The organism is Stappia sp. ABD4_338, from assembly GCF_056312175.1.
In genome coordinates this window covers 3563357-3584936 of sequence record NZ_CM149982.1, presented here as the reverse complement: position 1 = coordinate 3584936, position 21580 = coordinate 3563357, and the positions used below count along the sequence as shown (strand labels likewise).

Sequence of the window (21580 nt, the reverse complement as noted above, 5' to 3'; positions counted from 1 at the left end):
GGAAAGCAAAATGGCTGACAAAGCAGTCGGGCGCATCACGCAGGTCATTGGCGCCGTCGTCGACGTCAAGTTCGACGACCACCTGCCGCCGATTCTCAATTCCCTTGAGACCGACAACAACGGCAACCGCCTCGTTCTCGAGGTGGCGCAGCATCTGGGCGAGAACACGGTTCGCACCATTGCCATGGACGCGACCGAGGGTCTCGTCCGCGGCCAGGACGTGACCGATACGGGCATCGCCATCTCGGTGCCGGTCGGCGCCGGCACCCTGGGCCGCATCATGAACGTCATCGGCGAGCCGGTCGACGAGGCGGGCCCGATCGCGCACGACACGAAGCGCGCGATCCACCAGGAGGCTCCCTCCTTCACCGACCAGTCCACCGAGGCCGAGATCCTCGTGACGGGCATCAAGGTCGTCGACCTTCTGGCGCCTTACGCCAAGGGCGGCAAGATCGGCCTGTTCGGCGGCGCCGGCGTCGGCAAGACCGTGCTGATCATGGAGCTCATCAACAACATCGCCAAGGCGCACGGCGGCTACTCCGTCTTCGCCGGCGTGGGCGAGCGCACCCGTGAAGGCAACGACCTTTACTGGGAGATGATCGAGTCCAACGTGAACAAGGATCCCAAGGAGCATGACGGCTCCACGGAAGGGTCCAAGTGCGCGCTGGTCTACGGCCAGATGAACGAGCCTCCCGGAGCCCGTGCCCGCGTGGCGCTCACCGGCCTGACGGTCGCCGAGCACTTCCGCGACGAGGGCCAGGACGTGCTCTTCTTCGTGGACAACATCTTCCGCTTCACGCAGGCGGGCTCCGAGGTGTCGGCGCTTCTGGGCCGCATTCCCTCGGCGGTGGGCTACCAGCCGACGCTTGGCACCGACATGGGCGCCATGCAGGAGCGCATCACCACCACGACCAAGGGGTCGATCACCTCGGTGCAGGCCGTTTACGTCCCGGCCGACGATCTGACCGATCCGGCGCCGGCCTCGACCTTCGCCCACCTCGACGCGACGACGGTGCTTAACCGTTCCATCGCCGAGAAGGGCATCTACCCGGCCGTGGATCCGCTCGACTCGACCTCGCGTATCCTCGATCCGCGTGTCATCGGCGAGGAGCACTACGAGACCGCGCGTGCCGTGCAGGCGACCCTGCAGCGCTATAAGGCGCTCCAGGACATCATCGCTATTCTCGGCATGGACGAGCTGTCGGAAGAGGACAAGCTCACCGTGGCGCGCGCCCGCAAGATCGAGCGCTTCCTGTCGCAGCCGTTCTTCGTGGCCGAGGTCTTCACCGGTTCGCCGGGCAAGCTCGTCGCTCTCGAGGACACCATCAAGGGCTTCAAGGGCCTGGTGAACGGCGAGTACGATCACCTTCCCGAGGCGGCCTTCTACATGGTCGGTTCCATCGACGAGGCGATCGAGAAGGCACAGCGCCTGGCGGCCGAAGCGGCCTAACCCAACCAGGAGCAGAGGACCGTTATGGCGGCAGCAATCAAGTTCGAGCTCGTGTCCCCCGAGCGTCTTCTGGTCTCCGAGGAGGTCCAGGTGGTGGTCGTGCCGGGAAGCGAGGGCGAGTTCGGCGTCATGGCCGGCCATGCGCCGTTCGTGTCGACGCTGCGCCCGGGGTTCCTCAAGGTGTCCCGGACGTCTGGCGAAGAGCTCGACTTCTTCGTTCGCGGCGGTTTTGCCGAGGTCAACGCGGGTGGTCTCACCGTTCTCGCCGAGCGGGCGATCGCGCGCAGTGACCTGAAGGCCGACGAGATCGCGCAGCAGATCACCGACGCCGAAGAGGACGTCGCGGATGCGAAGGACGAGGCGACCCGTGACCGGGCGTCTGAAACCCTTCAGCAGTTGCGTGACGTGCAGTCGGCGCTCCAGTCGCTCTGATTTCGGGGCCGGCGCGAGTCGCCGGTCGTGATCAGGACGAGACAAACATGAAAACGCCCGGGCGGATCTCCGTCCGGGCGTTTTCCGTTTGACGGCCTTGAACTCGCGCCGGCCTGCTGCACATGCTCGAGCGCAGCGGGTGCAGGTGTGGGCGAGGCAGAAGCCGGAGCGGGGAGACATGACCAGCGACAGCGAAAGACATCAGGCGGAAGGCCGGTCCGAAAAGCCGCGCCGGGCGTTCGTGATGCCGGAGGGATTTCGACTGCTTGCCGGGCATTTCGACCGTGGGGCGCAGGAGGCGCTGCTGGAGGATATCCGCGAGGTGGTCCGCGCAGCGCCCCTGTTTACCCCCGTGATGCCGCGAACCGGAAAGCCGTTTTCCGTCCGCATGACAAGCTGCGGGCCACTTGGCTGGGTGTCGGATCTCTCGGGCTATCGCTATCAGGCGGCCCATCCGGAAACCGGGCACGCGTGGCCGGCCATGCCGGAAAGCCTGCTGGCGCTCTGGGAGGAGGTCGCGCCCGGCGCGTCGCCGCCGGAGGCGTGTCTCGTCAATTTCTACGGACCCGGCACGCGCATGGGGCTCCACCAGGACCGGGACGAGGCGGATTTTTCAGTGCCCGTCGTGTCCGTGTCGCTTGGAGCAACCGCGCTCTTCCGGCTGGGTGGGCAGGCGCGCAAGGATCCGACACGGTCCATGCGGCTCGCCTCGGGAGACGTGGTGGTGCTCGCGGGCGCGTCGCGGCTCGCCTATCACGGTATCGACCGGCTCGTGCCGGGCTCGTCGAGCCTCGTGCGCGATGACGCGCGCATCAACCTGACCCTGCGACGGGTGACCTGAGCAGCCAGGGCCGGCGGTTCGTTCAGCCGAGCACGGCGATCGCCAGAAGGGCGGCGATGACCCAGAGCGCGATGCGACCCGAGCGCGAATGGCGGGCTTCGGCCCGGCCGATGGCCTCGGCGGTTTCCGCGTCGAAACGGAACCCCTTCTCGCCCATGCGCTCGACCTCTGCGGAAAGCCGTTGCGCGCGGTCGGCAAGAAGCGGCAGGTCGGCGGCCAGACGTCCGAGCGCGCCAAGTCCCGAGGCCGCATCCTGGAGTCGGGCGACGGGGCCGAGGTTCTGCTCGATCCAGCTCCGCACGACCGGCTCGGCGGTGCGCCACATGTCGAGATGCGGGTTCAGCGTGCGCGCCACGCCCTCGACCACGACCATGGTCTTCTGCAGCATGATGAGCTGGGTCTGCGTCCGCATGTTGAACAGCTCCGTCACCTCGAGGAGCTGGGTCAGCAGGCGGGCCATGGAGATCTCGGAGGCGTCATGGCCGTGGATCGGTTCTCCGATGGCGCGGATCGCCTGGGCGAAGACGTCGACATCCTGATCGGACGGCACGTATCCGGCCTCGAAGTGGACCTCGGCCACCCGGTGGTAGTCCCGGGTGATGAAACCGAACAGGATCTCCGCCAGGAAGCGGCGCTCCGCCCGGCCCAACCGGCCGGTGATGCCGAAGTCGACCGCCACGAGCGTGCCATCGGTCTCCAGGAACAGGTTGCCCTGGTGCATGTCCGCGTGAAAAAAGCCGTCGCGCACCGCATGGCGCAGGAACGACTGGATCACGTTGGCCCCGATGGCGGGAAGGTCGTGACCGTCGGCCTCGATTCCTGCGACGTCGGAAAGCTTGCGGCCCGTGATCCACTCCATGGTGAGCACGGATTTCGCCGTGCGTGGCCAGTCCACCGACGGCACCCGGAAGCCTGGATCGTCGGCGGTATTCTCGCCCATTTCCGAAAGTGCTGCCGCCTCGAGGCGGAAGTCCATCTCCAGCTCCACCGAACGGGCGAGCGTGTCCACCACCGCGACCGGGCGGAGGCGGCGGGACGGCGGATGCAGCCGCTCGATGATGCGCGCGATCAGGTAGTAGCTCTTGAGGTCGCGGCGGAAGCGCTCGGCGACGCCCGGACGCAGGATCTTGACCGCGACCTTGCGCAAGGTGCCATCCGCGTCGCGCACCGTTGCCGGATGCACCTGGGCGATGGAGGCGGCGGCCACCGGCTCGCCGAAGGTCTCGAAGATGTCCTCGACCGGCCGGCCGAGCTGCTCGGTCACGACGCGTCTGGCTTCCTCGGTCGGAAACGGCGGGATCTGGTCCTGCAGCGCCGTGAGGTCCTGCGCCATGTCGCGGCCGACCACGTCGGGCCGTGTCGCCATGAACTGGCCGAGCTTCACATAGGACGGACCGAGGTGCGAGAGCGCGTCGGACAGCCGCTTGTCGGCCGACTTGTCCTTTGCCGCGCGGCGCTCGAGCAGACGCACAACCCGCAACGCGACGCGTTGCGCCGGCGGGAGATCGGGCAATTCGATGATGCCGAACACGCCCTCGCGCGCCATGACATAGCCCGCACGTGCGAGACGGAAGAGAGACGCCAGTGCCATTGCGCCCTCAGATCGCCCAGCCGGAATGCAGGGCCGCGATTCCGCCGGTGAAGTTGCGGTAGCTGACCCGCGAGAAGCCGGCCTCGCGGATCATGTCCGCGAAGCGTTCCTGATTGGGGAACTTGCGGATCGATTCGACCAGATAGCGATACGGCTCGCTGTCACCGGTCACGAGCTTGCCCATGGGCGGGATCACCTTGAAGGAAAAGAGGTCGTAGACCCTGTCGAGGCCGGCCATGTCCACCTGGCTGAACTCCAGGCACATGAAGCGCCCGCCGCGCTTGAGCACCCGGCGCGCCTCGGAAAGTGCCTTGTCGATGCGCGGTACGTTGCGGATGCCGAAGGCGATCGTGTAGGCGTCGAACGAGCGGTCCGGGAAGGGAAGATCCTCCGCGTTGCCCTCGACGAAGGAAAGCACGCCGTCGAGCCCCACCTTTTCCGCCCGCTCCCGGCCGACGGCCAGCATCGAGCCGTTGATGTCGCATACGGTCGCCTGGGTCCGCGCGCCGCCGGCCCGCACGATGCGGGTCGCCACGTCGCCGGTGCCGCCGGCCACGTCCAGCACGCGAAACGCGCGCGCATCGGAGCGCGGCGGGGCGAGGGAGGCGACCATCGCGTCCTTCCAGGCCCGGTGCAGGCCGCCCGACATCAGGTCGTTCATGAGGTCGTAACGGCTTGCCACCTGGTGGAAGACGTCGTTGACCAGCGGCTGCTTGGATCCCTCGCGGACCGTGCGGAAGCCGAAGCTGGTCGCCATTTCCGGCCCCTGAGTGCGAGCCTTGTCGCTGCCCGTTGCCTCGCTCATGCGCGTGTCCCCGTCATCGCGCCGGCTCTCGTCACGTCTGGACCGGCGGCGTGGTTCTGTCATTCGGCGTTGGCTTACAGCATTTTCCGGCCAAGGTCACGGGCGCGGGAGGTCCGTATCGCCTGCCTGCGGCAATCGGTCGGGCCGGATCCTCCGGGCCATTGACGCCCGCGCTCGCTCCGCTAAGACCAGAGGGTCGGTTTCACGGCCGGCCCCGCAGTGAAAACGGATCCCGCCCATGCCCGAATTGCCCGAAGTCGAGACCGTGCGCCGGGGCCTCGCGCCCGTGTTCGAGGGCGCGCGAGTCGAGCGTCTGCACCTTGCTCGTCCCGACCTGCGCTTCCCCTTTCCCGACGGTTTCGCCAAGGCCGTGGAGGGGCGTGAGGTGACGGCGCTTGGCCGGCGGGCGAAGTACCTGCTCGCAGACCTGGACGACGGCGCCGTCATTGTCATGCATCTGGGCATGTCCGGCGCGTTCCGCATCGAGGCGGGCGGAGACGGCGCTCCGGGCGAGGTCGTGGGCGGGGCGGCATTCGTGCATCCCCGCTCGGAGGCGCGCAAGCACGACCATGTCGTCTTCGATCTTGCGACGGCGGCCGGCATGCCGATGCGCATCGTCTACAATGACCCGCGCCGTTTCGGCTTCATGACGATGACGACCCGCGCCGGGCTGGAAAGCCACCCGCTGTTTTCCCATCTGGGGCTGGAGCCGACCGGAAACGCGTTGTCCGGCGAACGGCTGGCGGAGCTGTTCGCGGGCAGGCGGACGCCGTTGAAGGCGGCACTGCTCGACCAGCGGATGATTGCCGGGCTCGGCAACATCTATGTCTGCGAGGCGCTCCACCGGGCGGGCTTGTCTCCCGTGGCGCCGGCCGGTTCCCTCGCGACGGCGAAGGGAAAGGCGGAGGCAGGCGCGCGGCGCCTTGCCGAGGCTGTCCGCACGGTCCTCGAGGAGGCGATCGCGGCCGGCGGCTCCACCCTGCGCGACCACCGCCAGGCCAACGGCGAGCTCGGGTATTTCCAGCATTCCTTCGCGGTCTACGGACGCGAGGGCGAGCCCTGCCGGCGCGCCGGATGCGGGGGAACGATCGCACGTCTCGTCCAGTCCGGCCGCTCCACCTTTCACTGTCCCGTCTGCCAGAAGTAGGCGGTCGCCCCCGTCAGGCCTGTCAGGTTGCGGGGCGGGCCGCCTTCGGCTACCCCTTGACCCCGGTAGGCGGCACGCGTCCGGTGTGCCGCCGGACTCTCCGGGGAGGTCTCATGGCATACGAGAATATTCAGGTCGAGAAGCGCGGTCGCGTCGCCCTCGTCACCCTGCATCGGCCCAAGGCGCTCAACGCGCTCAACTCGCAGCTCATCGCCGAGCTGAACGAGGCGCTGGCCGGTTTCGAGAAGGACGACAAGATCGGCTGTGTCGTCCTGACCGGCTCGGAAAAGGCCTTTGCCGCCGGCGCCGACATCAAGGAAATGAGTTCGCTTTCCTTCATCGAGGCCTACACGAAGGACTTCATCACCTCCTGGGACCAGGTCTCGCGTTTCCGCAAGCCGGTCATCGCCGCGGTCGCGGGCTATGCGCTCGGCGGCGGCTGCGAACTGGCCATGATGTGCGATTTCATCCTGGCCGGCGACAACGCCAAGTTCGGCCAGCCGGAGATCACGCTGGGCGTCATGCCGGGGGCCGGCGGCACCCAGCGCCTGACCCGCTTCGTGGGCAAGTCGAAGGCCATGGAGATGTGCCTGACCGGCCGCATGATGGATGCCGAGGAGGCGGAGCGCTCCGGTCTCGTCAGCCGTATCGTACCGGTGGCCGAGCTTGTCGACGAGGCGATGCGCGTGGCTGAGAAGATCGCCGACTTCTCCATGCCGATCACGATGATGACCAAGGAAAGCGTCAACCGCGCCTACGAGACGACGCTTGCCGAGGGGGTGCGTTTCGAGCGCCGGGTGTTCCATTCCATGTTCGCCTCCGAGGATCAGAGCGAGGGCATGGCCGCCTTCGTCGAGAAGCGTGCGCCCCAGTTCCGCAACCGCTGAGGTGGCGTGTCCCGCAAATGTCGCGCAGCCGGGCAACTCCGGCTGCGAAATCCCGCCTTTTCACGTTGACGGGACGCGGGCCTGCGACTATAAGCCTTCCGACCGGTGGCGGCCCGTTCCGCCACCGCTTTCGTTTGACCCGGGTGACGGAGGCGTTTGACGCAACCGCCTCTGGCTCGGCGAGCACAGTGTTCAAGTAACCGATCAGGATACACTATGGCCAACACCCCTTCGGCCAAGAAGGCGGCGCGGAAGATCGAGCGTCGCACGGCCACCAACAAGGCCCGCCGCAGCCGGGTGCGCTCGTACCTGCGCAAGGTCGAGGAGGCACTTGCCTCCGGCGATCAGACTGCGGCGAGCGAAGCTCTCAAGGCTGCCCAGCCGGAGTTGATGCGCGCTGTAACCAAGGGCGTCTTCCATCGCAACACCGCGTCCCGGAAGATCTCCCGCCTCAGCTCGCGCGTGAAGGCTCTCAGCGCCTGATACGGCCCCTTCGGGCATCTGCGAGACGACGACGAACCCGGCCATCTGGTCGGGTTTTTCTTTTGCCACGACACTGGTTCGGATGGCTCATACGTCTAAATACCCGTGACGATTCGACATGTCTCGGCCCTTTTGGCGATGGCAGGGAAAAGCATTTAAAAACAAGTGATTACATCAATGTTACCGTCTCCTGTTGCTGGGTCTGGGTGAATGCGACCTGTCAAGATTGAACCCCAAAAATTTTTTTTCATGCACAGCAAATTGGGTGTTTCGCGTGAGGCGGGTGTCAAAACGCGTTGAGTCCGAACGCGTTCCAAAGGCGCAAGCCAAATGCCTTGCCGGAGTCGATCCGGCTCCCCGCCGGGTGCGTCAACGAATTGGTGATCACCCGTGTTGCGGGCCTGTGAGGCCCTGTGTATTCTCACTTCATCGGGCGCTCGCCCGACCAAATCGGAAAAGAAAAACGACAGGGCCTCTTGGTAGAGCAATGATTTACTTTTGCCAAAATACGAATATAGGCAGATTTGGATCCGTTCTCCGGGATGTCTTCGGGTTCCCCGCTGCATGGGGTCGCTCGCGACTTGATGCAGGTGAGTAAAGAGTAGAATTCTTCCGAAAATTTGATCGGATCGTCTTGCCGGCGCGTTTCGGCGAGCAGGGTTCGTCTTGTCTTCGGAATGAGTGAAGCGGCCTGCCGGACCGGGGAGGCGGGATGCGTCATCGCGGCGCATGTCTCCGGGCCAGCCGGGAACCCGCAAGCCTGAAGGGCCTGTCGCCCGCCGACAATCGGTGTCACGTCGTTTCGGGGCCGTCGGTCCCGCATCGGCGGAGCTGGAAACGGCGGAAAGCGGCGGGCCGATACCGGCACGGGTCCTTGGGCCACGCGGGGGAACAGGTATCGGGCGGCCCGCCTGGGCAAGGTGGATCGACAAGACGCGAAAGTGCTGCCGATCGGCAACGCATGAGCGAAAGGGGAAAGAGGGGCTTGACGATGGGACCACAATGGACTTTTTGTGCCGCTCCGGCGCGGCAAGGCGGCAGACGGCCAGAGGCCTGACCCCAGCAACGCCTGCCTCCCGCGATCTGCGTCGCGGGAGGGATCTCAACGACCATCCGAGCGAACGGCCTTGCGTGGCCGCCACCGCCTGACAGGGGCAAGCCCTTCGTTACGCGAGCGGTTTTCAGTGAGCCGGGACCAGAACGGCACGGCGCGGACCCTTCCGCGCCGACGGGATTTCTTGTGTCGCCGCGCCCGGCAGGTGCGCCAGGCGACGCCAACGAGCGGCCGGAAAAGGCCGCACCATAAACCGGCCGCCGGATCCCCTAACGGGGCGGACGGCCGAAACGACAACAGGCGAGACCCTCGGGGGCTGCGGCGGCGGACACCCTGACGGATTTGGAGGCGATCACGATGAGTTTGCAGGGACTGCCGGCAGCCGAGACCGCAGGCATCGACCACTGGACGCGGGTGAAGAAACGGCTCCGCGCCGAGCTTGGCGAGGATGTCTTCACGAGCTGGTTCGCCCGTGTCGATCTGGAGGAGCATGCCGACGGCATGGTGCGCCTGTCCGTGCCGACGCGCTTCCTCAAGCAGTGGATCCAGTCCCACTACCACGAGCGGCTGATGTCCATGTGGCAGCGTGAGTGCGAGGACGTCATGCGCATCGAGCTGACGGTTCGCGGCGCCGTGCGTGCCCGTCCGGCGCCGTCGCAGGCGGCCCGTCCCGCCTCGCTGCGTCCGGCGACGCCGCTGAAGGTGGTCGACAACACCCTTGAGGCCTCGCGCGGCGATGCCCGCCCTGCGCGCGTCTCGGAGCCCGCCGCACCGGCAGCGTCCCGCGCCCGGAGCGAAGTCTCGGGCACGGACGGGCTGGAAGGCGCGGCGCTCGATCCCAAATACACCTTCTCCTCCTTCGTGGAGGGCGAGTCCAACCAGCTTGCCCTGGCGGCCGCGCGTCAGGTGGCGACGGCTCCGTCCGTCACCTTCAACCCCTTCTACATCCATGCCTCCGTCGGCCTCGGCAAGACCCACCTCATGCAGGCGCTCGCCAGCGCCGCCGCGGCCGCCGGACGCAAGGTCCTCTATCTGACGGCCGAACACTTCATGTACCGCTTCGTGGCGGCGCTGAAGGCCCAGTCGGCGCTCGCGTTCAAGGACAAGCTGCGCAACATCGACCTGCTTCTGATCGACGACATGCAGTTCCTGCACGGCAAGCAGGTTCAGCAGGAATTCTGCCACACGCTCAACGCCCTGATCGATGGCGCCCGCCAGGTGGTCGTGGCCGCCGACCGTCCGCCCTCCGATCTCGAGACTCTCGACGAGCGGATGCGCTCGCGCCTTGCCGGCGGTCTGGTCGTGGCGATCTCCGAGCCTGATTTCGGCCTGCGCCGGGCGATCCTGACCAATCGCGTCGATGCCGTTCGCCGCTCCCATTCCGCATTCGCGGTGCCGGAGAGCGTTCTCGACTATGTCGCCCGCAATGTCGGCAACTCCGGGCGCGATCTCGAAGGCGCGCTGAACCGGCTCGTCGCGCACAACCAGCTCACCAATCAGCCGATCACCCAGGAGATGGCGGAAGCCACCCTGCGCGATCTGGTGCGCAACACCGAGCCGCGCCGCGTCAAGATCGAGGAGATCCAGCGTGTGGTCTCCAAGCACTACAACGTGTCCAAGGCGGACCTTCTGTCCGCGCGCCGCACCCGCACCATCGTGCGCCCGCGGCAGATCGCCATGTTCCTGGCCAAGACCCTGACGCCGCGCTCGTTGCCGGAAATCGGCCGCCGCTTCGGCAACAGGGATCACACCACAGTGCTTCACGCGGTGCGAAAGATCGAGGATCTGGCGCGCAACGACCAGATCCTTGCCCAGGAGCTGGATCTGCTGAAACGCATGCTCGACGGCTGACGCGGTCCCGGCGGAACCTCCGCCGCTCCACCAGTTTGACGGGCCGGATCAGGGCCGGACGCCGGCCCGCGTCCGGCCCTCTTTCTCTTGCAATTTTGCCGCCGGCGGGGCAGTGTCAACGGCCATTTCGCCGTCGCGGGATCCACCGCATCTTCCGGCAATCTTGCTCAATTTCTCGACAATGGACGACGCAATGAAAGTGACTCTTGAGCGGACCGACCTCCTGAAGTCCCTGACCCATGTTCACCGTGTCGTCGAACGCCGCAACACCATCCCGATCCTGTCGAACGTGTTGCTGCGTTGCGAGGCCGGCGAGCTTCTGCTGAAGGCCACCGATCTCGATCTGGAGATTTCCGAGCGGGTCGCCGCCCATGTGGAGCAGCCCGGCGCAACCACCGTTCCCGCGCACATGATCTACGACATCGTGCGCAAGCTGCCCGAGGGCGCCCAGGTCGCGCTCGAGACCTCCTCCGACAACGCCACGCTGGAAATCCGGGCAGGACGCTCGCGTTTCGCGCTGCAGATGCTGCCCGAGGCGGACTTCCCGGACATCACCGCCGGTGACTTCACCCATGGCTTCAGCTTGAGCGCGCGCGAGCTGCGCGGCATCATCGACGCCACCCAGTTCGCCATCTCCACCGAGGAGACGCGCTACTACCTGAACGGCATCTATCTGCATTCGGTGACCAGCGAGGAGGGCGATCGCCTGCGCGGCGTGGCAACCGACGGTCATCGCCTGGCGCGTGCCGAGGTGCCGGCGCCCTCCGGCGCCATGGGGATGCCCGGCGTCATCGTGCCACGCAAGACCGTGGGCGAGATCCAGAAGCTCCTCGAGGACCCCGATGCCGACACGCGCGTCGAGATCTCGGAGACCAAGATCCGCATCACGACCGGCGACGTCGTTCTGACCTCGAAACTGATCGACGGCACCTTCCCCGATTACGGGCGGGTGATTCCGCAGCACAACGACAAGGAAATGCTCGTCGACCGCGACGAGTTCAAGGCGGCTGTCGACCGCGTGTCGACCATTTCCTCCGAGCGTGGCCGGGCCGTGAAGCTCGCCATGTCCGAGGGCCGCATGATCCTCACCGTGGTCAATCCGGATTCCGGGTCGGCGACCGAGGAACTGGCGATCGACTATGATGCCGATCCGCTGGAGATCGGCTTCAACTCGCGCTACCTGCTGGAGATCACCGGCCAGCTTCGCGGCGATACGGCGTCCTTCCGGTTCGCCGACTCAGGGGCGCCGACGCTGGTGCAGGACAAGGGCACGACGGACACGCTCTACGTGCTCATGCCCATGCGCGTGTAGCGCGCGACGTTCGCACGTCCGCCAGGCGGCAACAGGATGAGACTGTCCGGACCGTCCCTCGCGGGGCGGTTCGCCGCGCCGGGGGCGCGCGGGACGGAACGACCCGGGACGAGATACCCATGAACGAGCCGGTCCGGGTCGCGCTCTCCCGGCTGACCCTCTCCAACTTCCGGAACCATGAGACCCTCGCGCTCGGCTTCGAGGCGCGGCTGGTTGCGCTCGTCGGCGCGAATGGCGTCGGCAAGACCAACCTTCTCGAGGCGGTGTCGCTGCTGTCGCCGGGGCGGGGCCTGCGCCGGGCGCAGCTCGACGACATGGTGCGCAAGGGCGCGACGGGCGGTTTTGCCGTATCCGCCGTGCTGGAAGGCGGATGCGGCGAGGCGCGCATCGGTGTTGGCCATGCACCCGGCGAGGCCGGTCGCCGCATCAGGATTGATGGCGAGGACGTGCGCTCGGCCGACATGCTTCTGGAGCATCTGCGGGTCCTGTGGCTGCTGCCGGCCATGGACGGGCTCTTCACCGGCGCCGCCGGTGACCGGCGGCGTTTTCTCGATCGCCTGGTGCTTGCCGTCGATCCCGGCCACGGACGTCGGGTCGCCGACCTGGAAAAGACGCTGCGGGCCCGCAACAGACTGCTGGACGATGGCGGCTCGTCCGCCTTTCTCGATGCCGTCGAGGCCCAGCTCGCGCCGCTTGCCGTTGCGGTGAGCTACGCAAGGCGCGAGGCGGTGGTCCTGCTTGGCGAGCGTATCGCGTCCCAGGCACAACTCGGCCTGCCGTTTCCCCAGGCCGGGATCCGGCTGACCGGCCCCTTCGAGGACATGGCCGGGGACCTGGACGCCACCGACCTTGAGGACGCCTATCGCGAGCGGCTCGTGGAAGGACGCTTTCGCGACCGCGCTGCCGGTCGGACGCTGGAAGGCCCCCATCGCTCCGACCTTGCCGTCACGCATCTCGCCAAGGACATGCCGGCCGCGCTTGCCTCCACGGGAGAGCAGAAGGCGCTGCTGATCGGTCTTATCCTGGCGCATGCGGATCTCACCACGGCGGTGTCGGGAATGACCCCTGTGCTGCTGATGGACGAGGTGGCCGCCCATCTCGACCCCGGGCGTCGCGAGGCTCTCTTCGCGCGCCTGTCGGCGCTCGCGTGCCAGGTCTTCATGACCGGTACGGATGCCGCCCTTTTCGAAAGCCTGCCCGAAGGCGGAACCATCATCGCATTGTCCGAAGCCGGAGGCGCGGAGCCCCGGCCGTTTTCCGGCTAGTGTGTGGCCGGCTGTTCAAGGAAGCCTCTTCATGGATCTTGCCCCGCTTCTCGTCTTTGCCGGTGCGCTCTTTGTCGCCGCGGTCATTCCAGGTCCGGGCATCGCGGCCGTTGTCGGACGCGTTCTGGCACGCGGACGGGAGGGGGCGATTGCCTTTTGCCTCGGCATGGCCATTGGCGATGTGGTGTGGCTGAGCGTCGTCGTGGCCGGGCTGGCGGTCGTTGCTCAGACATTCGCGACCGCTTTCCTTGTCGTGAAATATGCCGGAGCGGTCTATCTGCTGTGGCTTGCCTGGAAGATGTGGAACGCGCCGGCCGTGGGGATCGCGACGCCTCTGCCCCAGGGAGAGCGAAAGCGGTCCGGCGACCTGCGCCTGATGCTGGCGGGGCTGGCGCTGACACTCGGCAACCCCAAGACCATGATCTTCTACCTGGCGCTCCTGCCCAACCTGATCCCGCTCGAAACGGTGACGATGTTCGGGTTTTTCGAACTCGCGTTGATCGCCTTCGTCGTGGTGGGGTCGGTGATGGCGGTCTATTGTCTTGCAGCCGACCGGGCCCGCAGGATCTTTGCCAGCCCGCGCGCCGTGCGCCTGCTCAACAGATCGGCGGGAACCATGATCGCGGGTGCCGCCGTTGCCGTCGCGACGCGCTGAATTTCGCCCGATTCGCATGTCAGACCGGTCCGTGAACGCGATGCGTCGATGCGGTGGTCGCGACCTGCCCGCGTCGAGCGGACCCGGACGCGCGAGGGCCTTTGCCGGCGTCGGTTGAACACGGCCGCCAAGCCCGTATAACTGAAGATTACACCCGAGCGAGCGAGCATCTGATTCGAATGAGTGACACACCGATGGCCGGCGATCCGGCACCGCTTCCCGCCGAAGGCGCCAACGACGAGTACGGCGCGGGTTCGATCAAGGTTCTCAAGGGCCTGGACGCGGTGCGCAAGCGGCCAGGCATGTACATCGGCGACACCGATGACGGCTCGGGCCTGCACCACATGGTCTATGAGGTGGTGGACAACGCCATCGACGAGGCCCTTGCCGGCCACGCGGACCGGGTGACCGTGATGCTCAATGCGGACGGGTCCGTCACCGTGACGGACAACGGCCGCGGCATTCCCACCGACCTTCATCCGGAAGAGGGCGTTTCCGCCGCCGAGGTCATCATGACCCAGCTGCATGCCGGCGGAAAGTTCGACCAGAATTCCTACAAGGTGTCCGGCGGCCTGCATGGCGTGGGCGTCTCGGTGGTCAACGCGCTGTCGACCTGGCTTGATCTCAGGATCTGGCGCAACGGCAACGAGCATCACATGCGGTTCCGCCATGGCGACGCCGAAATGCCGCTGTCCGTGGTCGGCCCGGCCAATGGCCAGAAGGGCACCGAGGTGACCTTCCTGCCCTCGCCGGAGACCTTCACCCGTGTGGAGTTCGACTTCGCGACGTTGGAGCACCGCTTGCGCGAACTCGCGTTCCTGAATTCGGGCGTGCGCATCCTGCTGACGGACAAGCGCGGGGTTGAGGATCAGGAGGTCGAGCTGTTCTACGAGGGCGGGCTCGAGGCCTTCGTGCGCTATCTGGACCGTGCCAAGCACCCGCTCATCGAGGCGCCCGTGACCATGAGCGTCGAGCGCGACGGGATCACCGTCGAGGCGGCGATGTGGTGGAACGACAGCTACCACGAGCAGGTGCTGTGCTTCACGAACAACATTCCCCAGCGCGACGGCGGTACCCATCTGGCCGGTTTCCGCGCCGCTCTGACGCGCCAGGTCACGGCCTATGCGGAAAGCTCCGGCCTCTTGAAGCGCGAGAAGGTTTCGCTGACCGGCGACGACTGTCGCGAGGGCCTGACCTGCGTGCTGTCGGTGAAGGTGCCGGATCCGAAGTTCTCCTCCCAGACCAAGGACAAGCTGGTGTCCTCCGAGGTCCGCCCCGTGGTGGAGAGCGCCATCAACCATGCGCTTTCCGAGTGGCTGGAGGAAAATCCGGCCCCGGCGCGCACCCTGGTCTCCAAGGTGGTCGAGGCGGCAAGCGCCCGTGAGGCCGCCCGCAAGGCCCGCGAACTGACCCGGCGCAAGGGTGCGCTCGACGTTGCCTCGCTGCCCGGCAAGCTCGCCGACTGCCAGGAGCGCGACCCGTCCAAGGCCGAACTCTTCCTCGTCGAGGGCGATTCGGCCGGCGGATCCGCCAAGCAGGGGCGCAGCCGCGAGAACCAGGCGATCCTGCCCCTGCGTGGCAAGATCCTGAACGTGGAGCGCGCGCGCTTCGACAAGATGCTTTCCTCCAACGAGATCGGCACGCTGATCACGGCGCTCGGCACGGGCATTGGCAAGGAGGAGTTCAATCTCGAGAAGCTGCGCTATCACAAGATCATCATCATGACGGACGCCGACGTGGACGGCGCCCACATCCGCACGCTGCTGCTGACGTTCTTCTTCCGTCAGATGCCGGACCTCATCGAGCAGGGGCACGTCTATATCGCGCAGCCGCCGCTCTACAAGGTCAAGCGCGGCAATTCCGAGCAGTACCTCAAGGATCACGAGGCGCTGGAAAACTACCTGATCGACACCGGGCTCGAGGACTGCTCGCTGACGCTGGCGAGCGGCGAGGTGCGTGCTGGCGCCGACCTGCGCGACGCGGTGGAGAAGGCACGCCAGGTGACCTACATCCTGGACGGACTGCATTCGCGCTACGACCGCGACGTGGTGGAGCAGGCGGCGATCGCCGGCGCCCTCAACGTGGACAAGCTGCATGACCGAGCGGCGGCCGAGGAGGCGGCGGCCTATATCGCCCGCCGTCTGGATATCCTCGCCGAGGAGTTCGAGCGCGGATGGAGCGGCCAGGTGCTGGAAAACGGCGACCTGCAGTTCGAGCGGGTCGTGCGTGGCGTGCGTGAGGTTGCGACCATCGACGCGGCGCTTCTAGGCTCCGCCGACGCGCGCAAGCTCGATGCCCGCACCGAGCATCTCCAGGAGGTCTACGGCAAGGCGGCGAGCCTGTCGCGCAAGGGGAACGAAACCGCGATCCGCGGCCCCCGCGCGCTTCTGGAGGCGGTGTTCGCGCAGGGACGCAAGGGCATCTCCATGCAGCGCTACAAGGGCCTTGGCGAGATGAACGCCGAGCAGCTCTGGGAAACGACGCTCGACCCCAACGCCCGTTCGCTGCTGCAGGTGAAGATCCGGGAGGCGGATGCCGCCGACGACATTTTCACCAAGCTGATGGGCGACGATGTCGATCCGCGCCGTTCCTTCATCCAGGAAAACGCGCTCTCGGTTGCGAATCTCGACGTGTAATCCCCGCCGGTCGGCGCAAAACCGCCGCGAGAGGGGATTCTCCCTTTGACAAGAACGGTGGTTCCCCCTATAGGGAGCCACCACGACATTCCTCGAAAACAAGCTGCAAGACTCTATGCCGACAATCAATCAGTTGGTTCGTCAGAACCGCAAGCCGTCCATCAACAAGTCCAAGACGCCGTCGCTGGGTGGAAACCCGCAGAAGCGCGCCGTCTGCACCCGCGTGTACACCACGACCCCGCGTAAGCCGAACTCGGCTCTGCGTAAGGTTGCCCGTGTCCGCATGACGAACGGCAACGAAGTGACCGCCTACATCCCGGGCGAGGGCCACAACCTGCAGGAGCACTCCGTGGTGCTCGTGCGCGGCGGCGGCCCGAACGATCTTCCGGGCGTGCGCTACCGCGTCATCCGCGGCGTCCTCGACACCCAGGGTGTCAAGGATCGTAAGAAGCGCCGCTCGCTCTACGGCTCCAAGCGCCCGAAGTAAGCAGCGCGAGGCCGGGCGCCATTTCGAGCGACCGGCCATTGCATCGCGACTTCGCATTGCTTGCGTTTCGGATGTCGTGCTTTGCACGCGAAAGGCTCCCGGTGTCCTGCCGGGGGCCTTTCGCTCGTTTGCGTCGGGTGTGAGACCCGCCGAGCCGAACACACGGCTCGGCTCAGAGCGTTTCCTCGTCAAGCCGCGCCAGAACGCGGCGCGCCGCTGAAAGCGTGTCCCGTCGCCGGTCGTCGCTCATGCGCTCCCAGGTCCGATAGGGCTGCGCGAGGCGCGGATTGTCCTTAAGCCTGTCCCTGTTGCGCATCAGGAAGTCCCAGTAGAGCGGGTTGAACGGACAGGCTGTCTCCCCGGTCTTTTCCTTCACGTCGTAGGCGCAGTTTCCGCAGTAGTCCGACATCCTGCTGATGTAGTTCCCGCTCGCCGCATAGGGCTTGGAGCCAAGCAGGCCACCGTCGGCGAACTGGCTCATCCCGAGGGTGTTGGGAAGCTCCACCCACTCGAAGGCATCCGCATAGACCGCGAGATACCACTCGTGCAGTTTTGACGGAGAGATGCCGGCAAGCAGCGCGAAATTGCCGGTCACCATCAGGCGCTGGATATGATGGGCGTAGGCCTCGGCCTTCGTCTGACGCACGCAGGCGCTGACACAGGCCATGCGGGTCTCTCCGCTCCAGTAGAACCAGGGCAGCGGCCGGTCCGCCTGCAGGGCGTTCTCCCGCGCGTAGTCGGGCATCCTGAGCCAGTAGATGCCGCGCACGTACTCCCGCCATCCGATGATCTGGCGAATGAAGCCCTCGGCCGCGTTGAGCGGCACGTTGCCGGCCAGATAGGTGTCCTCGACCGCGCTGCAGACTTCCAGAGGGTTCAGAAGCCCGGCATTGAGACAGGGCGAAAGCAGAGAATGATAGAGAAACGGCTCGCCCGACAGCATGGCGTCCTGATAGTCGCCGAAGCGGGCCAGCGCTGTCTCCGTGAAGTGATCGAGTGCGCGCAGGGCGTCTGTCCGGGTCACCGGAAAGGAGAACGGCTCCAGATCGCCGAAGCGGTCGGGGAAGCGCCTTGCGACCATGTCGAGCACCTCGCGGGTGATCCGGTCCGGTTCGATCCGCAGCGGGCGGGGCATGAACAGGTCGGCGTCCGCGGGCTTGCGATTCTCGGCATCGAGGTTCCATCGTCCTCCCGCAGGCTCGTCACCTTCCATGAGAAAGCCGGTCTTACGCCGCATCTCGCGGTAGAAGTGCTCCATGCGAAAGACCTTGCGACCCTTCGCCCAGGTACGGAAATCCCGGGTCGGACAGATGAAACGGGTGTCTTCCGGAATCTCGACCGAGATGCCGAACCGCTCCTCCCAGCCGCGCGCCATTTCGAGCACGCGCCACTCGCCCGGATGCGTGAACCGGATGCGTTTCGGTGCATGGCGGTCGATCGCCCGCTCCATTTCGCCACCGAAGGATCCCGTGTTGCCGGGCGCGTCGAGCCGTACGTAGTCGACGCTCCAGCCCGCGCGTTCGAGGTCCTCGGCATGATGACGCATGGCGGAAAGGAGAAACGCCATCTTCTTTCGGTGGTGGGGGACGTAGTCGGTTTCCTCCGCGACCTCGACCATGAGCACCACCGTCGATGCGCGTTCGAGCCCGTCAAGTGCAGACAGATCGTGCGAGAGCTGGTCGGCGGTGACAAGGACAAGCGCATCGACGGGCATGGCGGATCTCGTGTGAGGGCGCGAAGCGGACAGACGCCCTTTCTACGATCCGTCGCGCGCGGCGGATCGCGCACGAAAAAGGCCGCCGGCAAGATGCCGGCGGCCTCAAATCCTTTGAACGCCCATCGACGATGGGCGAACGTGCCTTGTCAGGCGGCTTTCTTCTGCGCGCGGAACAGCATCGGCGAGGAAGCGCGGCTGCGGCGGCGCTCTTCCGGCGCGATGTAGACAAGCGCGTGGTGCTCGACGCAATAGGAAACGCCGGGCTCGACCCGGTTGCTGCACGGGAACGTGTAGTTTCCGCCAGTGCCCTCGGCCCATTTGCATTGGCCGGAGCGCGGCAGGCGAAGTTCGGTCATGATCATTGCCTCTTCGATGAACGCGAAGGACCGCTGCCCGAACGGGATGTCGCCCTTGACGGGCGCCGGCCGGAGTAGGGGAACTTGCGATCCGCGACAGGCCCGATGTCTTGTGCAGACGCGGCCTCGTGAAAAACACCATGGTTATATAAGTGTCACAACCGATGCGGCCAAGTGCGACCTCGGCATGGGAGCCATGCTTTTTTCGCGGTGCAGCATCATGGTAAACGCGGGGCTTCATCGCAAGGCCAGCCCTCAGGCGCCAGAGGGTGCCCCGTCGTCGAGGTCGGCACCTGCCGCAACGAGGGCTGCCCGGGTGTCGAGGTCGTGACGGGCCACCGCGCCGATCTCGACCTCGGCCACGAGCCCGGCGTTCTCGACGATCAGCCTGCGGGCGCCCGTATCGCCTTCCAGCCGTGCCAGACTTGCGAAGAACAGCCGGTCGAAGAGCACGGGGTTGCCACGCGTGCCCTCATGCGTGGCGGCAATGATCGCGCGCCCGGCTTCCGGGCGGTAGGCCCGGATCAGGCGGTCGATTGCCGTGGCGTCGATCCCGGGCATGTCGGCCAGCAGAATGGCGACGGCCTCGGCGCTTTCGGGCAGGGCCCGCATCCCGGTGCGGATCGAGCCGCCCATGCCCTCGGCAAAATCGGGGTTGTGCACGATATCGACGTCGAGACCGGCAAGAGCGTCGCGGATCTCGCCCTGCATGTGGCCGGTCACGACGACGAGGCGCGATAGCCCGCTTTCAAGCGCGTTCTCGGCGGCGATGCGGACGAGCGGTTTTCCGCCAAGGCGTGCCAGAAGCTTGTTGGCGCCCTCCGCCCGGCTGGAGCGGCCGGCGGCCAGAAGGAGACCGGCGATCTCGCGCGTTCGGTCCCGTGGTCCATTCCGGTCGCGCTTGCCCTCTCGCGGTTGGGGGCGCGATCCGATCTCCATCAGAAGGCCGCCAACGCCGAGACCGGTGATGTCCGCCTCGGTGACCGGAAGGTCGGCCATCAGTCGGTCGAGGACCCAGTCGAATCCGTTCTCGCTCGGGCTTCTCGCACAACCCGGCGCGCCGATCACGGGAACGCCGTCGATCTCGCCGACAAGCAGCAGGTTGCCCGGATCGACCGGCATCCCGAAGTGCGCAACCGTCCCTCCCGCGTGCTCGATTGCCGCCGGGATCACGTCGCCGCGGTCGACGATGGCGGATGCGCCGAAGACGAGCAGCATCTCGGCGCCCCCGTGCAGGAGCTTCGTCAGCGCGGACGCCACGGCCTCCGTTTCGTGGGCGACGCGGTGTTCGGCGACCAGCGTGGAACCGGACACATCCAGACGCGCCTCGGTGATGCGTCGCGTCTTGTCCATGACGGAGGGCTTGAGGTGGGGCAGGAGGGTCGCGACGAGGCCGACCTTGCGGGCCCTGAAGGGGGCAACGCGCACCGCGCGCCGGGCAGCGGCTTCCGCGCGCGCCACGGCGTCCTCGCCGACCGCGAAGGGGATCACCTTCGCGGTCGCGACCATCCGTCCGCGCGTCACCCGCGCAAAGGCGGGAAGCGTCGCCAGCGTCAGGGCGGGATCCACACGGTTCGCCGCATCCACCGCCGCTTCGTCGATCACAAGGACGCCGTTGCCGGCGGCCAGAAAATTGACCCGGCCGGTAAACGGCGGTTCCAGCGTCAGGCCACCGCCGTCGGCGGCCCGGGCCAGACGCTCCGCCGCACGGTCCTCGTGACAGTCCCCGGTCTCGAGGCTGGCGGCCACGATGGCATCGATCCCGGCGGTTGAGAGGCGGTCGACATCGGCTGCAGAGAGACGTTGACCCTTCTTGAGGGCGCCGTCCTCCAGGCGGATCGTATGGGCGAGGATCGCACCCTCGGCGTTTCGGGTCGCGACGGAGCCGAACTTCACGGCCGCTTCCTTTCCCCCTTGCGCAACGCCAGGATCACGTTCGCCAGAACCGCGACGGCGATCTCGGCCGGGGACGCGGCGCCGATGTCTGCGCCGACGGGCGCGTCGATCCGCGCCAGCGCCGCCTCGGACACGCCGGCCTGTGTCAGTCGTTCCACCCGGCGACCGTGCGTCTTGCGACTGCCGAGCGCACCGACGTAGAAGCATCCGGCCTCAAGTGCCGCCTGCAGCGGAACGTCGTCGATCTTCGGGTCATGGGTGAGCGCGGCGACGGCGGTGTACGGATCAAGGGCCACCTCGTCGAGAACGTCCTGCGGCCATTCCGCCAGAAGCCGTCCGCCCGAAAAGCGCTCGGGTGTTGCGAAGGCGGTGCGCGGATCGATCACGGTGACGTCGAAGCCGGCAAGCTCGGCCATCGGCAGCAATGCCTGGCTGATGTGCACCGCGCCGATGAGAACCAGCCGGGGAGGCGGTACGCTCACCGTCAGGAAGGCGCTTTCGCCACCGCGTCCGGTCACGATGCCGGAGCGCCCCGAGCGGAAGGCCGCGCTGAGCGGTTCCGCGAAGGGATCGTCTGCGAGGTCGTCGGTCTCGGCGACAAGGCGCTGGTGCCCGGACGTTGCACCCTGCGGATCCATCGGCGTGACGAGAATGGCCGCGCGCCGGCCGCTGCGCGCGGCGTTGAACCGCGCGAGAAGGTCGAGGTCCATGGTCG

Annotated in this window: 19 protein-coding genes; 12 read left to right on the top strand and 7 right to left on the bottom strand. The window is 66.6% G+C overall.

All coding sequences use genetic code 11. From position 1 onward, the window contains the following. The first annotated feature begins 10 nt into the window (after positions 1 to 10). The 3 genes from atpD (at position 11) to ACYX4S_RS16090 (ending at position 2723) form a co-directional block, all read left to right on the top strand. Positions 11 to 1450, top strand: a complete 1440-nt coding sequence (gene atpD / locus ACYX4S_RS16100; protein WP_422067654.1) for a F0F1 ATP synthase subunit beta — start codon at positions 11 to 13, stop codon at positions 1448 to 1450. Positions 1451 to 1474: 24 nt separating this feature from the next. Continuing rightward, on the top strand, positions 1475 to 1882 hold the full coding sequence (locus ACYX4S_RS16095; protein ID WP_476360934.1) for a F0F1 ATP synthase subunit epsilon: 408 nt from the start codon (positions 1475 to 1477) through the stop codon (positions 1880 to 1882). Positions 1883 to 2126: 244 nt separating this feature from the next. Beyond that, a complete protein-coding gene (locus tag ACYX4S_RS16090; protein WP_476362882.1) occupies positions 2127 to 2723 on the top strand; it encodes an alpha-ketoglutarate-dependent dioxygenase AlkB family protein in 597 nt (198 codons plus the stop codon). Positions 2724 to 2745: 22 nt separating this feature from the next. Here ACYX4S_RS16090 and ubiB read toward each other — a convergent pair whose 3' ends face one another. Next, positions 2746 to 4314: a 2-polyprenylphenol 6-hydroxylase gene (gene ubiB, locus ACYX4S_RS16085; RefSeq protein WP_476360933.1), complete on the bottom strand. Its 1569-nt coding sequence runs from the start codon at positions 4312 to 4314 to the stop codon at positions 2746 to 2748. Positions 4315 to 4321: 7 nt separating this feature from the next. Further along, positions 4322 to 5119: a bifunctional demethylmenaquinone methyltransferase/2-methoxy-6-polyprenyl-1,4-benzoquinol methylase UbiE gene (gene ubiE / locus ACYX4S_RS16080; RefSeq protein WP_476360932.1), complete on the bottom strand. Its 798-nt coding sequence runs from the start codon at positions 5117 to 5119 to the stop codon at positions 4322 to 4324. A 238-nt stretch (positions 5120 to 5357) separates the two neighbouring features. On the opposite strand from ubiE, the gene mutM reads away from it, so the two are divergent. The 3 genes from mutM to rpsT all read left to right on the top strand — a co-directional run bounded on the left by mutM (position 5358) and on the right by rpsT (position 7636). Further along, entirely contained in the window at positions 5358 to 6266 is a 909-nt protein-coding gene (mutM, locus tag ACYX4S_RS16075; RefSeq protein WP_476360931.1) for a bifunctional DNA-formamidopyrimidine glycosylase/DNA-(apurinic or apyrimidinic site) lyase, read from the top strand. A 113-nt stretch (positions 6267 to 6379) separates the two neighbouring features. Further along, on the top strand, positions 6380 to 7153 hold the full coding sequence (locus tag ACYX4S_RS16070) for an enoyl-CoA hydratase (protein ID WP_422067657.1): 774 nt from the start codon (positions 6380 to 6382) through the stop codon (positions 7151 to 7153). A gap of 216 nt (positions 7154 to 7369) precedes the next feature. Further along, entirely contained in the window at positions 7370 to 7636 is a 267-nt protein-coding gene (rpsT, locus tag ACYX4S_RS16065; RefSeq protein ID WP_293719138.1) for a 30S ribosomal protein S20, read from the top strand. A gap of 421 nt (positions 7637 to 8057) precedes the next feature. Here the strand turns inward: rpsT and ACYX4S_RS16060 are convergent, their stop codons facing one another. After that, the gene (locus ACYX4S_RS16060; RefSeq protein ID WP_476360930.1) at positions 8058 to 8357 is read right to left on the bottom strand and encodes a hypothetical protein; all 300 of its coding nucleotides are present in this window, start codon (positions 8355 to 8357) and stop codon (positions 8058 to 8060) included. A gap of 690 nt (positions 8358 to 9047) precedes the next feature. Between ACYX4S_RS16060 and dnaA the strand changes: the two genes are divergently transcribed. From dnaA to rpsL, 6 genes are all read left to right on the top strand, one after another. Further along, positions 9048 to 10541: a chromosomal replication initiator protein DnaA gene (gene dnaA, locus ACYX4S_RS16055; protein WP_476360929.1), complete on the top strand. Its 1494-nt coding sequence runs from the start codon at positions 9048 to 9050 to the stop codon at positions 10539 to 10541. A gap of 193 nt (positions 10542 to 10734) precedes the next feature. Next, a complete protein-coding gene (gene dnaN, locus ACYX4S_RS16050) occupies positions 10735 to 11853 on the top strand; it encodes a DNA polymerase III subunit beta (protein ID WP_422067659.1) in 1119 nt (372 codons plus the stop codon). A gap of 119 nt (positions 11854 to 11972) precedes the next feature. Next, positions 11973 to 13118, top strand: coding sequence for a DNA replication/repair protein RecF (recF, locus tag ACYX4S_RS16045; protein ID WP_476360928.1), 1146 nt, complete (start codon positions 11973 to 11975; stop codon positions 13116 to 13118). Positions 13119 to 13149: 31 nt separating this feature from the next. After that, positions 13150 to 13773 carry a LysE family translocator gene (locus tag ACYX4S_RS16040; RefSeq protein WP_476360927.1) on the top strand — a complete coding sequence of 208 codons (624 nt, stop codon included), beginning with the start codon at positions 13150 to 13152 and terminating at the stop codon, positions 13771 to 13773. Positions 13774 to 13967: 194 nt separating this feature from the next. Further along, positions 13968 to 16409, top strand: a complete 2442-nt coding sequence (gene gyrB / locus ACYX4S_RS16035; RefSeq protein ID WP_476362881.1) for a DNA topoisomerase (ATP-hydrolyzing) subunit B — start codon at positions 13968 to 13970, stop codon at positions 16407 to 16409. A gap of 115 nt (positions 16410 to 16524) precedes the next feature. Continuing rightward, the gene (gene rpsL, locus ACYX4S_RS16030) at positions 16525 to 16896 is read left to right on the top strand and encodes a 30S ribosomal protein S12 (RefSeq protein WP_422067662.1); all 372 of its coding nucleotides are present in this window, start codon (positions 16525 to 16527) and stop codon (positions 16894 to 16896) included. A 172-nt stretch (positions 16897 to 17068) separates the two neighbouring features. On the opposite strand, the gene ACYX4S_RS16025 is transcribed toward rpsL, so the two are convergent. The 4 genes from ACYX4S_RS16025 to ACYX4S_RS16010 form a co-directional block, all read right to left on the bottom strand. Further along, positions 17069 to 18610 carry a cryptochrome/photolyase family protein gene (locus ACYX4S_RS16025; protein ID WP_476360926.1) on the bottom strand — a complete coding sequence of 514 codons (1542 nt, stop codon included), beginning with the start codon at positions 18608 to 18610 and terminating at the stop codon, positions 17069 to 17071. A gap of 149 nt (positions 18611 to 18759) precedes the next feature. Further along, positions 18760 to 18969: a hypothetical protein gene (locus ACYX4S_RS16020; RefSeq protein WP_293719126.1), complete on the bottom strand. Its 210-nt coding sequence runs from the start codon at positions 18967 to 18969 to the stop codon at positions 18760 to 18762. 255 nt (positions 18970 to 19224) lie between these two features. Beyond that, positions 19225 to 20865 (bottom strand): NTP transferase domain-containing protein, encoded by a 1641-nt coding sequence (locus tag ACYX4S_RS16015; RefSeq protein WP_476360925.1) that lies wholly within the window; start codon positions 20863 to 20865, stop codon positions 19225 to 19227. Beyond that, complete coding sequence (locus ACYX4S_RS16010; RefSeq protein WP_476360924.1) at positions 20862 to 21575, bottom strand: XdhC family protein; 714 nt, start codon at positions 21573 to 21575, stop codon at positions 20862 to 20864. Before ACYX4S_RS16010 ends, ACYX4S_RS16015 begins: the two co-directional genes overlap by 4 nt. Between the last annotated feature and the right edge of the window lie 5 nt (positions 21576 to 21580).